We start from the raw sequence: 14,327 nt of genomic DNA on the forward strand, positions 1-14,327 counted from the left end.
TCCTTCAGCGCTCTAGCGCGGTTTATCGCCAAGAGGAAACAGCTTCGCGATATGGATCGGAAAACGCGCGAAGCGGTTAAACCCGGCGCAAACCGTCACCACACGCCCCCGCCTCGCGTTGACACCCGCTAGGCCGGTGCTTAAGTCTCCGCGCGCGTACAAGAAGTGGAAATCCCGCTAGCCTCGACGCCTCCAGTTTACCGTAGTGAAGGCCCTCAAGCCCTAGCGCCGGCCTCACAGACACCGCTCCGGAACCCTCACTTCATGCTCGGCTTCGCCAAAAAGTTCTTCGGCTCTTCCAACGAACGCAAAGTCAAGGCGATGTCCGCCAAGGTGGCGAAGATCAACGCCCTGGAGCCGGACTACGCCGCGCTGTCGGACGAGGCCCTCAAGGCCAAGACCGCCGAGTTCAAGGCCCGCCTGGAAAAGGGCGAGACCCTTGAGGATCTGCTGGTCGAAGCCTTCGCCACCGTGCGCGAGGCCTCCAAGCGCGTGCTGGGCATGCGCCACTTCGACGTCCAGATGGTCGGCGGCATGGTGCTGCACGGCGGCGGCATCTCGGAAATGCGCACCGGCGAGGGCAAGACCCTGGTCGCTACCCTGCCCACCTACCTCAACGCGCTGGAGGGCAAGGGCGTCCACGTCATCACCGTGAACGACTACCTGGCCAAGCGCGACGCCGAGTGGATGGGCCAGATCCACAACTTCCTGGGCCTGTCGTACGGCGTGATCGTCAACGGCCTCAGCCAAGGTGAGCGTCAGCGCGCCTATCGCAGCGACATCACCTACGGCACCAACAACGAATTCGGCTTCGACTACCTGCGCGACAACCTCGTCTACAGCGTCGAGGAAATGGTCCAGCGCGGCCACCACTACGTGATCGTCGACGAAGTGGACTCGATCCTGATCGACGAGGCCCGCACGCCGCTGATCATCTCGGGCCCGACCGAGGACCGCAGCGAGTTCTACAAGACCATCGACGTCCTGGTGAAGGAGCTCATCAAGGACAAGACCAACTACGATCACGACGAGAAGCAGAAGCAGGTCATCCTCACCGAGGAAGGCCAGGAGCGCATCGAAGAGATCCTGATGGAAGGCGGCCACCTGGCCGAGGACACCGCCGGCCTCTACGACGCCGCCAACATCTCGGTCGTGCACCACGTCAACCAGGCCCTGCGCGCCAACGTGCTGTACACGTTCGACAAGGACTACATCGTCAAGGACGGCGAGGTGATCCTGATCGACGAGTTCACCGGCCGCATGATGACCGGCCGCCGCCTCTCGGAAGGCCTGCACCAGGCCATCGAGGCCAAGGAAGGCGCCAACATCCAGCCCGAGAACCAGACCCTGGCCTCGGTGACCATCCAGAACTACTTCCGTCTCTACAAGAAGCTGGCCGGCATGACCGGCACGGCCGCGACCGAGGCCCAGGAGTTCGACGACATCTACAAGATGGGCGTCAGCGAGATCCCGACCAACCGCCCGGTCCTGCGCATCGACGACGACGACGAGGTCTATCGCACCGAGCGCGAGAAGAACGACTCGATCCTCCGGCAGATCGCCGACTGCCACGCCCGCGGCCAGCCGATCCTGGTCGGCACCGTGTCGATCGAGAAGTCGGAAGAGCTGTCCAAGCTGCTGTCGACCTATCCCTACAAGGTCGAGATGTCGCGGACCCCGAAGGCCGAGCACGCCGGCAAGGACGACAAGGAACTGGCCAAGATCGGCGATGACGCCTTCGACATCGTCTACAAGACTGGCAAGGGCATTCCGCACCAGGTGCTGAACGCCCGCTTCCACGAGCAGGAAGCCGGCATCGTCGCCGACGCGGGCGTGCCCGGCGCGGTGACCATCGCCACCAACATGGCCGGCCGCGGCACCGACATCCAGTTGGGCGGCAACATGGACATGCGGCTGGCCAACTGGCGCCAGCAGCAGAAGGGCCTGGGCATCACCCCGACCCACGAGGACGAGCTGGCCCAGCGGGCCGAGCTGGAAGTCGAGATCGGCGCCGCCAAGGCCCAGGCCCTGGCCGCCGGCGGTCTGTTCGTGCTGGGCACCGAGCGCCACGAAAGCCGCCGCATCGACAACCAGCTGCGCGGCCGCACCGGCCGTCAGGGCGACCCGGGCCGTTCGAAGTTCTTCCTGTCGTGCGAGGACGACCTGCTGCGCATCTTCGCCGGCGAGCGCCTGGACGCGATCATGCGCACCTTCGGCGTCCAGGAAGGCGAGGCGATCACCCACAAGTGGCTGAACAACGCCATCGCCACCGCCCAGAAGCGCGTCGAGCAGCGCAACTACGAGATCCGTAAGAACCTCCTGAAGTACGACGATGTCGTCAACGACCAGCGCAAGGCCGTGTTCGAGCAGCGCCAGGAGTTCATGGAGGCGACCGACCTCTCGGACATCATCACCGAGATGCGCCATGACGTGGTCGACGACTTCGTCGCCCGCTACATGCCGCCCAAGGCCTATGCCGAGCAGTGGGACATCGAAGGGCTGGACGAGCGCGTCCAGGCGATCCTGGGCCTGACCCTGCCGCTGAAGGAATGGGCCGCCGAGGAAGGCATCGGCGACGAGGAGATGCGCGAGCGCATCACCAAGGCCGCCGACGCCTACGCCGCCGAACGCGAGGTGATCATCACCCCCGAGCAGATGCGCTCGGTGGAGAAGAACTTCCTGCTGCAGATGATCGATCTGCAGTGGCGCGAGCACCTGATGCACCTGGACCACCTGCGCAACGTCATCGGCCTGCGCGGCTACGGCCAGCGCGACCCGCTGAACGAGTACAAGACCGAGGCCTTCTCGCTGTTCGAGAAGCTGCTGGGCGATCTGCGCACCAACACCACCCGCTGGCTGATGACGGTCGAGATCGCCTATGCCGAGCCCGAACCGCTGCATTCGCCCGAGGGCCTGACCGAGGTGCACCTGGACCCGCTGAGCGGCGAGAACGTCGCCACGGCCGGCGCCCTGCCCGAGGGGCTGTCGCCGCAGCAGCGCGAGGCCCTGCCGGTCTCGGTGCTGCCGGAAGGCTGGGAATACACCGCCCGCAACGGCGCCTGCCCCTGCGGGTCGGGCAAGAAGTTCAAGCACTGCCACGGCGCGCTGGTTTAAGGCCTGAGCGCTTGACGAAATGAAGCGCCCGCCCCGGGAAACCGGGGCGGGCGTCTTGCTTTTCCACCTCTGGCCTTCCCTCCCCCTTGCGGGGAGGGTGGCCCGCGTAGCGGGTCGGGTGGGGAGCGGTGCAGGGTGTTGGACGGGGGCGGTCTGCGGACTCAGCAGCCCCCCACCCGACCCTGGCGCTGCCAGGGCCACCCTCCCCACGAGGGGGAGGGAAGAACCTAAACGAAAAACGCCCACCCCGGATAACCGGAGTGGGCGCTTTGCTCAGTGCGATTAGGACCGCCGAACCTTAGTCGATCGGGTTCCAGCGTTCCGACGGGGCGGCCGCGCGCTTGGGGCCGCGGAAGTCGCCGCCGCCCGAGCGGGCTTGGCCCTGGGCTTGCGCCTGGCCGTTACCCTGGCCGCCGCCGTTGCGGCCGCGGTTCGGCTGGCCGCCGGGCTTGCCGTGAGCCTGGCCATTGCCGCCGCCCTTGGCCGGACGGTTGCGCTGGCGGCGCAGCTCCGACGGGACGTTGTTGCGCGGGTCGGCGCGGCGCGGATCGACGTACTTCTCCGGCGGCGCCAGCTTGTCGGCCACGGCCGCGGCGGCCGCCAGGTTCTTGTCGTTGCGACGGTCGAAGGTCGGGATGACCTGACGCGTGGCCTTCTGGATGTCCTTCAGCAGCGGACGCTCGTCATCGGCGCAGAAGCTGATGGCGACGCCTTCCTTGCCCTTGCGCGCGGTTCGCCCGATCCGGTGGACATAGGACTCCGGCACGTTGGGCAGCTCGTAGTTGAACACGTGGCTGACGTCGTTGACGTCGATGCCGCGCGCGGCGATGTCGGTGGCGATCAGCGCCTTGACCTGACCGGCCTTGAACGCCGCCAGGGCGCGCTCGCGCTGGCCCTGGGTCTTGTCGCCGTGGATGGCCGCGGCTTCGATGCCGCTGGCGACCAGATACTTGGCCACCCGGTCGGCGCCGCGCTTGGTGCGGGTGAAGACGATCGAGCGCTCGACGGCCTTGTCGGCCAGCAGTTCGGCCAGCAGCGGACGCTTGCGCTGGGCTTCGATGTAGATCAGCGACTGGTCGATGCGCTCGACCGTGGTGGCCGAGGGGGTGATCGCCACCTGGGCCGGGTTCTTCAGCAGCTCGCCGGCCAGCTTGCCGATCTCGCTGGGCATGGTGGCCGAGAAGAACAGGTTCTGGCGTTCCTTGGGCAGCTGGCTGGCGATCTTGCGGATCGGCACCACGAAGCCCAGGTCGAGCATCTGGTCGGCTTCGTCGAGCACGAAGATCTCGACGCCGTTCAGGTGGGCGGACTTTTCGCCCAGGTGGTCCATCAGGCGGCCCGGAGTGGCCACGACCACGTCGACGCCGGCCGCCAGGGCCTTCATCTGCGGGCCGTACTTCACGCCGCCGAAGATGGTGGCGACGGTCAGGCCCATGTGTTTGCCGTAGTCACGGAAGCTTTCGGCGATCTGAGTCGCCAGTTCGCGGGTCGGGGACAGGACCAGGCAGCGGAAGCCGCGGCGCGGGGCCGGCTTCTTGTCCTCGGCCAGGCGGTGCAGGATCGGCAGGGCGAAGGCGGCGGTCTTGCCGGTGCCGGTCTGGGCGATGCCCAGCAGGTCGCGGCCCGACAGCACGGTCGGGATGGCTTGCGCCTGGATCGGGGTGGGGGTGGTGTAGCCCTTGTCGGTCAGCGCCTTGAGAAGCGGTTTGGCGAGGCCGAGATCGGTAAATTGAGTCAAGTCGAATGCTTTCGTGCAGCCACGAGACGGCGCATGCGATCCTCGCACGGCTCGCCTGGCGGCGGGTCGGTGGGGAGCGCCCCGCGTGACACGGGCGGTCTGATGAGAAGCTTTAAGGCGCTCGACAGGCTGAACCGAAAACGGTCCTTCACGCAGCTGGAGCGCCGATAACGCCAGATGGCGTGCGGGCTATGTCGTTTATTGCAGGTGCGAAGTCAAGGGCAGGCCTTGAATCGCAAGGCCTTGCGACATTTCGCGCCGTGTTGCATCACGCCGTTCGGCAACCCATGATCGAGTTTCGAGGGGCCAGGAACATGGAACCAAGCCAGACAGCTGCGGACAGCGACGACGGCGAGGTCGTCCGCGAACTGGCGGGCGCGATCTCCGACCGGCTGAAGCTGGCCAGCAAGTCGGCGACGCTGGACGACGTGGTGGCGTCCGGGTGCCGGCACGTCGTGCTCGACGAAGCCAAGCGCGAGATCGTCTTCGACATGCGCGCCCTCTATCTGGGCTTCCTGGCCGCGGGCCTGCATCCCCAGAAGGGAAACGTCGGCAACACCGCGCGGTGGTTTCAGGACTGGCTGGCCGAAAAGGTCGGCGAGGCGGCGATCGTCTCGGCCGTGGGCCAGAGCACCGACCTGGCCCTGGCGGGGCGCCTGCTGAGCTCGGGCTTCATGGCCGTGCCGTCGATCTCGGTCGGCGACCTGCAGGAACTGGCCAGAAGCTACGCCCTGAGCACGGTCACGCGCGGGGCCTTCGACGCGCGGCACCTGTTCGCCGCGATGATCGAGCGCGGGGCGATCACCGACATGACCCAGCGGGTCTTCAAGGTGTCGCTGACGAACGACGATATCGACGACCTCAAGCGCGATCTCGTCGAGCACATCATGCGTTCGCCGCAGCGAGGCGAGACGCAGGATGCCTGGTTCCAGACGTTGCGCTTGAAGCCGCCGCCTCCGCCCGCCGCCCAAGCTGCGGGGAAGGCCGCGGGGAAAGCCACAGCCCAAGGCGTGGGGCAAGCCGCCCAGGCGGTTTCGCCCCCGGAGCCCGCGCCGCCGCCCCCGCCGCCCGACGACGCCGTCTCGCCGTTCAACGGCGACACCCCCACCGCCGACGACAACGACGTGCTGGACACCGAGCGCGACGTCGAGGCCCTGGCGCAGCTGGTCTGCCTGGACCGCGTCACGCCGCTGGCCGTGGCGATCTTCGGCGACTGGGGCTCGGGCAAGTCGACCTTCATGGCCAAGCTGGAACAGGCGGTGCGCGAAATGCCGGGGCGCGAGGCCGGCCAGGCCCTGCCCCTGGTCGAGGAGGCCAACGCCGCCCGGTTCGTGCATCCGATCGTCCAGATCCGCTTCAACGCCTGGCACTTCGCCGACGCCAACCTGTGGGCCAGCCTGACCGCCGAGTTCTTCGACCAACTGCGGGCCGGCGGCTACGACCGCTCGGGGCAGGCGCGGCACGCCCAGCTGGTCCAGCGGGTCAACCAGCACGTCCACGCCCTGTCCGACACCCTGTCGGCCAACCGCAAGGCCATGGCCAAGAACGGCAAGGCGGTGCTGGAGGCCCAGCAGGCTCGCGACTCGGCGGCGGAAGGCGCGCGCAAGGCGTCGGGCAAGGCGCTGGGCCAGGCGACCCTGGACGTGCTGTCCCAGGTCCTGGCCGACCAGAAGGGCCTGATGACGACCCTGGGCCTGACGCGCGAGCGCGCCACGAGCCTCCCAGACGTCGCGACGGATCCGAAGGACGACAAGGCCCCCGACAAGGCCGGGCAGGGGGCGGAGATCGTCGTCGGCGTGGTCAAGGACCTGGCCTCGACCTTCGGCAAGTTGAAGGCGGTGCGGCGGGTGCTGTTCAGGACGCCGCTGCGCGCGGCGATCGCGGGCGGCCTGGCGCTGGTGCTGCTCGCCTGTGTGGCGGCGGGCTGGGCGATCCTGTTCGGTCCCTGGAAGGCGGTGAGCGCCCCGGAGAAATGGACGGCCCTGGCGGGGCTGCTGGCCGCGACGGGCGCCCTGGCGCGGACCGTCGCCCCGGTGCTCAGGCTGGTCAACGGCGTGGCCGAGCGCGGCGCGGCCATCGCCGCCGAGGTCGACAAGGCCGACCAGGACGCGGTTGGCCTGCTGCTGACACAGGAAGCCAAGCTGCAGAGCGCCCTGGCCGAGGCCAAGGCGCTGGAGGAGGCCGAACTTGCCTCGGCCAAGGCCCTGGCCCGCTATGTCGACCCGACGGGCAAGGCCAATCCGCCGAGGCTGCTGCGTTATGTCCTGGAGGACGATCCCGACACCAAGGCCCTGGAGAAGGACATCGGCCTGATCGGTCGCACCCGGCGGCTGTTCCAGGCCGTGGACACCATCGCCCGCCAGGTCCGCGACGAGCGTGAAGCGGCCCGGAAGGCCCAGGTCGAACGCCCGGGCGAAGACCTGCCCGATCATCCGGACAAGGAGACCCCCGAGCGGATCATCATCTACATCGACGACCTGGATCGCTGCCACGAGGACAAGGTCTACGAAGTGCTGCAGGCCATCCACCTGCTGCTGGCCTTCGACCTGTTCGTGGTGGTGGTGGGCGTCGACGTCAAATGGGTGCAGGCGGCGCTGGCCCAGCAGTTCGAGACGGGCGACGCCCAGGTCGATGCGGCCAGCGAGCAGCAGCGCAACGAGCGCGCCATGCACTACCTGGAAAAGATCTTCCAGATCCCGTTCTGGCTGCGGCCGCTCAGCAGCGGCGACGAGGGCACCTTCCGACCCTTCATCGAGATGCTGGCCGGCGAGTCCGTCGAGACGGCGCGGGACAAGCAGGCCGCGGCCGAGCGGGCCCGCGAACTGGCTGAGCAACGTCAGGGGGGCAAGATCCCCACTGTCGGCGGCGCGGCGGGCGGCCAGGGCGGCGCCGACGCCAAGCCGCAAAAGGGCGCGATGGGCGAGGAAGGCGATCCCTCGGGTATTCTAGGCGGCGAGGGCGGCGTCAAACTGGTCGAGGCGCGGCGTAAGCTGCAACTGACCGAGGCCGAGATCACCTTCCTGAGCTCGCCCCAGATCGCCGCCCTGGCGGCCACGGCGCCGCGCGGGGTCAAGCGGCTGGTGAACGTCTACCGGATCGCCCGAGCCCGGCGCGGTCAGGAGGATCGCGACGCGGTGCTCGGCGACAGCGGCGAGAGGGCGCCGGAATATCCCCTGATCGCCCTGATGGCGGCGGTGGAGACCGGACAAAGCTTCAAGATCGCCGAGTGGTTCTACGACCTGTTGAAGATCAGCCAGAACAAGTCCGTCTTGAGCGTGCTCCTTGATTTCATGGCGCCGGATCCCGTGGATCCGAATCCCCGCCCTGACACGGACCTGTCGAGCGAGGTGCTGGGTGCTCTGTACGCCGCTTGCGGAGCCGCGGCGGCGGGTCGGGGTGATGAAGACCTGACCGCCGACGACCTCCTCAAGGCCGCCCGTCTGGTCCGCCGCTATTCGTTCAATCGCTACCGCTAAACGGGCGGCGGCGCCTCGAAGAACTTCTCCACCTGGGCTGCCCAGGCATAGGTGCTGCTGCCCAACTGGTCGCGGTCGTAGGCCGGGGCTTCCTTGAAGCGGTCCTTGGTCAGGTCGGCGACATAGACCTCGTCCTTGTCGTCCCAGGTCAGCAGACGCCAGGGCAGGGGGCGGAACTTGCCGCCGGCCGCGAACAGGCCCGCGGGCTCGACGGCCACGTAGCGGGCGATGCCGGCGTCGCGGTCGATGAACACCTCGCGGATCGAACCCAGCTTGTGGCCGCCGGCGTCGTTGATCTTCACGCCGATCAGGGTGGCGCTCTTCACCAGGCGGTCTTCGACGCTCATCAGGCTCTCCTCGGGCTTGCCGCAAACAAACGCCGCCGCGTGGCGGATCGATCCACGATGGACTACGACCCTTGGACGTTTGCGACGCGCGGCGGGGCGGTCTATGCGTGTTACCGCTACCGTCATCGGCCCCCCAACCGAGCCACAAAGACGGAGCGGGGAGAGACGCATGAACGGCAAGATCCGGGCCCTGCGCTGGTGGATCATCGGCCTGGTGATGTTGGGCGCGATTCTCAACTACCTGACCCGCAGCACCCTGGGCGTCGCGGCCCCGACCGTGCTGGCCGACCTGCATATCGGCCCCAAGGAATATTCCTGGATCACCGGCGCCTTCCAGCTGGGAGTCATGTTGCAGCCCCTATGCGGCTACGTGCTGGACTCGATCGGGCTGAAGCTGGGCTTCGCCCTGTTCGCCACCGCCTGGTCGCTGATCACCATGGCCCACGGGTTTGCTGGAAACTGGCAGGTCTTGCTGGGGCTGCGCGGGGCGTTGGGCGCGGCCGAGGGCTGCGCCCAGCCGGCCGGGATGAAGGCGGTGTCGACCTGGTTCCCCGCCAAGGAGCGCGGCTTCGCCGGCGGGTTCTTCAACATCGGCGCCTCCATGGGGGCCGTCCTCGCGCCGCCGCTGGTGGCCTGGTCGATCCTGCTCTGGAACTGGCGGGCCGCCTTCATGGTGGCCGGCGGCTTGGGTTTGGTGTGGGTGGTGCTCTGGCTGTTCGCCTACCAGTCGCCCGACAAGCACAAGGCCTTGTCCGACAGCGAGCGCGACCTGATCGTCTCGGGCCAGGAGACCCACCTGGAGGACGCCGGTGCGCGGCCCTCGATGCTCAGCCTGCTGGGGCGGCGAAACTTCTGGGGCATCGCCCTGCCCAGGTTCCTGGCCGATCCCACCTGGGGCACGCTGTCGTTCTGGGTGCCGCTGTACCTGACCACGGTCCGCCATTTCGATCTGAAGCAGATCGCCATGTTCGCCTGGCTGCCGTTCGTGGCCGCCGACATCGGCTGCCTGTTCGGCCCGGCCGTGGTGCTGTTCCTGCAGAAGCGCGGCGTCAGCCTGATCGACGCCCGTCGCTGGGCCTTCACGCTGGGTGCGGTGCTGATGACCGGCATGATGTTCGTCGGCCGGGTCGAGAGCCCCTACCTGGCCATCGCCCTGCTGTGCGTGGGCGGCTTCGCGCACCAGACTTTGTCGGTGACGGTGATCACCATGTCGTCGGACCTTTTCCGTCGCAACGAGGTGGCGACCGTGGCCGGGATGGGCGGGTTCTTCGGCAATCTCGGGGTGCTGATCTTCTCGCTGCTGATCGGCGGATTTGTCGCCACGGTCGGCTACGATCCGTTCTTCGTCGCCCTGGGCGTGCTGGACCTGGCCGGGGCCGTCCTGCTGTGGACCCTGGTCCGCGACCCCGCTATTCCGCCGGCCGCCAAGCCCGTCACCGTTCCCGCCCTGTAGAGTCTCCATGCCGCAAGACACGATCCAGAACCCGATCCTGCGGGGCTTCAATCCCGACCCGTCGATCATCCGCGTCGGCGAGGACTATTACGTCGCCGTCTCGACCTTCGAGTGGTTTCCGGGCGTGCAGATCCACCATTCGCGCGACCTGGTGAACTGGCGGCTGCTGACCCGGCCCCTGACCCGGCCCAGCCAGCTGAACATGCTGGGCGCGCCCGACAGCTGCGGGGTCTGGGCTCCGTGCCTGACCCATGCCGAGGGCAAGTTCTGGCTGATCTACACCGACGTGAAGCGCTACGGCCGCACCACGACGGGCGGGGCGTCGGGCGCGTCCCTGCGCGACTTCCACAACTATCTGGTCACCGCCGACGACATCGAGGGGCCGTGGTCGGACCCGGTCTACCTCAACAGCAGCGGCTTCGACCCCTCGCTGTTCCATGACGACGACGGCAAGAAGTGGCTGCTGAACCAGCTGTGGGACCACCGGCCCGGCCGCAACCGCTTCGCCGGCATCGTGGCCCAGGAATACGACCCCGCCGCCCAGGCGCTGGTGGGCGAGCGCAAGAACATCTTCCCCGGCACGCCCCTGGGCCTGACCGAGGCGCCGCATCTCTACAAGCGGGACGGCTGGTACCACCTGATCACCGCCGAGGGCGGCACGGGCTTCGGCCACGCGGCGACCATGGCCCGGTCGCGGACGCTGGAGGGGCCTTACGAGCTCCACCCCGACGGCCCGGTGCTGACCGCCCGCGACCGGCCGCATGTGGCGCTGCAGCGGGCCGGTCACGCGGACCTGGTGGAGACGCCCGACGGAACGACCTGGATGGCCTATCTCTGTGGTCGCCCCCTGCCTAATCGCGGGCGCTGCGTGCTGGGCCGCGAGACGGCGATCCAGCCGATGACCTGGGGCGACGACGGCTGGCTGCGCACCCGCGACGGGTCCGGCGAACCGGAGCTGAACCCGCCGTCGCCCGGCCTGCCGCCCGCCCTGTTCCCCCCGACGCCGGACTGGACCGATTTCGACGGCCCTGACCTGCCGATCGACTTCCAGTGGCTGCGCTCGCCGTTCCCCGAGGAGCTGTTCAGCCTGACCGCGCGTCCCGGCTGGCTGCGCCTGCACGGCCGCGAGACGATCGGCAGCCAGCACCGCCAGGCCCTGGTCGCCCGCCGTCAGCAGGCCATGTGCTACAGCGCCCGCACGGTTCTGGATTTCACGCCCCAGCACTTCCAGCAGGCGGCGGGGCTGGTCTGCTACTACGGCGCCAGCAAGTTCCACTATCTGTTCGTTTCGCGCGACGAGGAGAACGGGCGGCACATCCAGGTGATGTCGGCCCTGCCCGACAGCGCCCAGGCCGACGCCTTCACCGCGCCGATCCCGCTGCCCGATACGGGCCTGGTCCACCTGCGGGTCGAGGTCGATTTCGAGCGCCTGCGCTTCGCCTTCAGCCTGGACGGACAAGCCTGGACCTGGCTGCCGCAGGTGTTCGACGCCTCGATCCTGTCGGACGAGGCCACCGCCCCCGGCGCGCCCAACTTCACCGGCGCCTTCGTCGGCATGGCCTGCCAGGACCTGTCGGGCGCGGCCCTGCCGGCCGATTTCGACGGGTTCGGCTATGTGGAGCGAGGGTATCAGGCGAGCGTAGGGTGAGCGCTCTCTGACGCTTTCCCTCGACACCGTCATCCCGGGCCTCGTGCCCGGGACCCCTCTGTCGGCCGCAGGTGCAGTGGGGGCGGTTCGCTGGCGAACCGCTTGCGCCTCACAGTTCAGCTGAACCAGGGGGCCCGGGCACGAGGCCCGGGATGACGGCTGAAAGGGGGAAGGGTAACAACCAAAGCCGTTGCAAACTCGCCCGCCGCATCCGACTAACGCCTCCATGACCAAGCCCACCGTCCTCGTCGCCGCCGCCGCCCTGATCGATGTCGACGGCCGCGTGCTGATCTGCCAGCGCCCCGAGGGCAAGCAACTGGCCGGGCTGTGGGAGTTTCCCGGCGGCAAGGTCGAGCCCGGCGAGACGCCCGAACAGTGCCTGATCCGCGAGCTCCACGAGGAGCTGGACATCAAGGTCGCCCAGGCCTGCCTGGCCCCGTTCGTTTTTGCCTCGCACAGTTACGAGTCCTTTCACCTACTCATGCCACTGTACCTGCTGCGGCGCTGGGAAGGACTGGTGACCGCCAAGGAGCACGAGGCGCTGAAATGGGTGAAGCCGGACCAGTTGGCGGACTATCCGATGCCGCCGGCCGACCTGCCGTTGATCGCCTGGCTGCGCGATCTGCTCTGAGCCGTTTCTGGCATGATCAGCGCGGCGTGACGGCGGTCGAGGTCGGCATCCTGGTCGCCATGATCAGCCTGGCCCTGGTCGGCATCCTGACCGCGCTGCAGGGCAATATGGCGATCTCGTTCGGCAAGATCGCCTCGACCCTGGAAGCCTCCAACAGCGCCAACTGAGGCGCGTGGCCCGGCCTAGCCGCCGGCCTTGTCGCCCGCCGATTGCTCGATCGTGCCCAGGGCGTCGGCCAGCCGCATCTTGGCCGAGCCCGGGCGCAGGGGCTTCTGCTGGCGTTCGTGCGGCGCCCAGCCGGTGACGGTGATGATCTCGAACGTGGCCGGCACGCGGCCGTCGGGCTCGGCGAAGCGCTCCTGGTAGAGCTCCATCGCCCGCAGCAGAACCTTGCGGCCCAAGGGCTTCCTCGAACGGTCGATCAGCACGCTGGTCTCGCCCATGGCCCGCAGATCCTTGAGCAGAGCGATCGGGTGGGCGTAGCGCACCTTGACCCGGTCCTTGTCGGCCACGGGCAGGGCGAAGCCGGCGCGCTGCAGCAGGCCGGCGGCGTCGACCGTGTCGGCGAACGGCGAGACGCGCGGGAAGGCCCCGCCGGTGACCTCGTCCTCGGCGGCCAGCAGAACCTGGCGCAGCTCGGTCAGGGTGGCCCCGCCGAACAGGGCTCCGACGAACAGGCCGTCGGGCTTCAGGGCGCGGCGAATCTGGATCAGGGCCCCGACCAGGTCGTTGGTCCAGTGCAGGGCCAGGGTCGAGACCAGGAGGTCGATCGTCTCGTCGCCGAACGGCAGGCGCTCCTCGTCGGCGACGATCCGCACCCCTTGACGATCGCCCAGCATCCTCGTCGACAGGTCGGTCTCGATCAGCACGCCGATCTTGGCGCGCGCGTCGCTGCCCTCCAGCGCCTTGGAGAAAGCGCCGTTTCGGCTTCCGAGATCGACCGCGATCGGAAACTCCCGCAGGATCGCCTCCAGGCGGATCACCGCGTCCTCGGCGGCGCGCGCCTTCAGGAAGCCGGCGGCGTCGAAGCCGGGGGCGGCGCGGTTCAGGCGGGCGCGCAGCAGGGCGCGGTCGAAGAGCAGGGGAGCGGTGGTCATGTCCGCGCAAGATGGGACTTCTCGCGCCGCCTGGAAAGCTTTGGGGAAACCTTTTGGGAAACCGCCCGCTCGCGTCACGGCGTTCGCTCAGGGACTGCTGGACCTGATCCTGCCGCCGCGCGCCTTCGACGGCGGGGCGGCCCTGACCTCGGGCCTGTCGGCCGACGCCTGGAACCGGATCACCTTCCTGGACGGTCCGGTCTGCGACGGCTGCGGCGCGCCGTTCGCCTATGACATCGGCGAACTCCGCTGCGCCTTATGCCAAGCAAGACCCCGTGCCTTTGCACGAGCGCGGGCCGCCTGCCTGTACGATGAGCACTCGCGCGACCTGATCCTCAAGCTCAAGCATGCCGACCGCACCGACCTGTCGGGCCTGTTCGCCCGCTGGCTGTCGCGGAGCGCCGCCGACCTGCTGGAAGAGGCCGAGGCCGTGGTTCCCGTGCCGATGCACCGCTCGCGCCTGCTGCGACGGCGCTACAACCAGGCCGCCGAGATCGCCCGGCCGCTGTGCGCCGCGGCGGGGCGGACCTACCTGGCCGACGCGCTGGTCCGTCGGCGCGACACCGACAGCCAGGGCGGCAAGTCGGCCGACGGCCGCCGCCGCAACGTCGCGGCGGCCTTCATCGTGCCAGAGGCCCGCCGCCGTCGGGTGATCGGCCGCAAGGTGCTGCTGATCGACGACGTGCTGACCACCGGGGCCACCGCCGAGGGCTGCGCCCGGGCCTTGCTGGCCGCCGGCGCCGCGCAGGTGTCACTCGCCGTCGTTGCGCGCGTTACAGAAATGCAAGCGCGTCCTATATGAGGACCGGAAACGACTTCTGTT

10 protein-coding genes are annotated in these 14,327 nt (G+C 68.5%); 7 read left to right on the forward strand and 3 right to left on the reverse strand.

What is annotated here, in order from left to right:
• The first annotated feature begins 264 nt into the window (after positions 1-264).
• Complete coding sequence (gene secA, locus ASD38_RS16620) at positions 265-3,114, forward strand: preprotein translocase subunit SecA (protein ID WP_056439258.1); 2,850 nt, start codon at positions 265-267, stop codon at positions 3,112-3,114.
• Between the two features lie 298 nt (positions 3,115-3,412).
• Here the strand turns inward: secA and ASD38_RS16625 are convergent, their stop codons facing one another.
• A complete protein-coding gene (locus tag ASD38_RS16625) occupies positions 3,413-4,852 on the reverse strand; it encodes a DEAD/DEAH box helicase (protein WP_056439261.1) in 1,440 nt (479 codons plus the stop codon).
• Positions 4,853-5,166: 314 nt separating this feature from the next.
• Here ASD38_RS16625 and ASD38_RS16630 point away from each other — a divergent pair, with 314 nt between their 5' ends.
• Positions 5,167-8,328 carry a P-loop NTPase fold protein gene (locus ASD38_RS16630; RefSeq protein ID WP_056461692.1) on the forward strand — a complete coding sequence of 1,054 codons (3,162 nt, stop codon included), beginning with the start codon at positions 5,167-5,169 and terminating at the stop codon, positions 8,326-8,328.
• Here the strand turns inward: ASD38_RS16630 and ASD38_RS24200 are convergent.
• Positions 8,325-8,675: a PRC-barrel domain-containing protein gene (locus ASD38_RS24200; RefSeq protein WP_056439267.1), complete on the reverse strand. Its 351-nt coding sequence runs from the start codon at positions 8,673-8,675 to the stop codon at positions 8,325-8,327. The genes ASD38_RS16630 and ASD38_RS24200 overlap by 4 nt on opposite strands.
• Positions 8,676-8,844: 169 nt before the next feature.
• On the opposite strand from ASD38_RS24200, the gene ASD38_RS16640 reads away from it, so the two are divergent.
• From ASD38_RS16640 to ASD38_RS16655, 4 genes are all read left to right on the forward strand, one after another.
• The gene (locus ASD38_RS16640) at positions 8,845-10,128 is read left to right on the forward strand and encodes an MFS transporter (RefSeq protein WP_056439270.1); all 1,284 of its coding nucleotides are present in this window, start codon (positions 8,845-8,847) and stop codon (positions 10,126-10,128) included.
• Positions 10,129-10,135: 7 nt separating this feature from the next.
• Complete coding sequence (locus ASD38_RS16645; protein WP_056461695.1) at positions 10,136-11,776, forward strand: glycoside hydrolase family 43 protein; 1,641 nt, start codon at positions 10,136-10,138, stop codon at positions 11,774-11,776.
• A 226-nt stretch (positions 11,777-12,002) separates the two neighbouring features.
• Entirely contained in the window at positions 12,003-12,407 is a 405-nt protein-coding gene (mutT, locus tag ASD38_RS16650; protein ID WP_056461699.1) for an 8-oxo-dGTP diphosphatase MutT, read from the forward strand.
• Entirely contained in the window at positions 12,404-12,574 is a 171-nt protein-coding gene (locus tag ASD38_RS16655) for a Flp family type IVb pilin (RefSeq protein WP_268761010.1), read from the forward strand. The genes mutT and ASD38_RS16655 overlap by 4 nt, the downstream gene beginning before the upstream one ends.
• 15 nt (positions 12,575-12,589) lie before the next feature.
• Here the strand turns inward: ASD38_RS16655 and ASD38_RS16660 are convergent, their stop codons facing one another.
• The gene (locus tag ASD38_RS16660; protein WP_056461703.1) at positions 12,590-13,504 is read right to left on the reverse strand and encodes a methyltransferase domain-containing protein; all 915 of its coding nucleotides are present in this window, start codon (positions 13,502-13,504) and stop codon (positions 12,590-12,592) included.
• Between ASD38_RS16660 and ASD38_RS16665 the strand changes: the two genes are divergently transcribed.
• Positions 13,503-14,306 (forward strand): ComF family protein, encoded by an 804-nt coding sequence (locus ASD38_RS16665; RefSeq protein ID WP_082554677.1) that lies wholly within the window; start codon positions 13,503-13,505, stop codon positions 14,304-14,306. The two genes, ASD38_RS16660 and ASD38_RS16665, sit on opposite strands and share 2 nt — an antisense overlap.
• The last annotated feature ends 21 nt before the right edge of the window (positions 14,307-14,327 follow it).

This window comes from Caulobacter sp. Root487D2Y (assembly GCF_001427165.1).
Taxonomy (GTDB): domain Bacteria; phylum Pseudomonadota; class Alphaproteobacteria; order Caulobacterales; family Caulobacteraceae; genus Caulobacter.

Bases quoted from the DNA above. Each gene is read 5' to 3' on its own strand.
- secA (WP_056439258.1), top strand. From the start codon at position 265: ATGCTCGGCTTCGCCAAAAAGTTCTTCGGCTCTTCCAACGAACGCAAA.
- ASD38_RS16630 (WP_056461692.1), top strand. From the start codon at position 5,167: ATGGAACCAAGCCAGACAGCTGCGGACAGCGACGACGGCGAGGTCGTC.
- ASD38_RS24200 (WP_056439267.1), bottom strand. From the start codon at position 8,675: ATGAGCGTCGAAGACCGCCTGGTGAAGAGCGCCACCCTGATCGGCGTG.
- ASD38_RS16640 (WP_056439270.1), top strand. From the start codon at position 8,845: ATGAACGGCAAGATCCGGGCCCTGCGCTGGTGGATCATCGGCCTGGTG.
- ASD38_RS16645 (WP_056461695.1), top strand. From the start codon at position 10,136: ATGCCGCAAGACACGATCCAGAACCCGATCCTGCGGGGCTTCAATCCC.
- mutT (WP_056461699.1), top strand. From the start codon at position 12,003: ATGACCAAGCCCACCGTCCTCGTCGCCGCCGCCGCCCTGATCGATGTC.
- ASD38_RS16665 (WP_082554677.1), top strand. From the start codon at position 13,503: ATGTCCGCGCAAGATGGGACTTCTCGCGCCGCCTGGAAAGCTTTGGGG.
- ASD38_RS16660 (WP_056461703.1), bottom strand. From the start codon at position 13,504: ATGACCACCGCTCCCCTGCTCTTCGACCGCGCCCTGCTGCGCGCCCGC.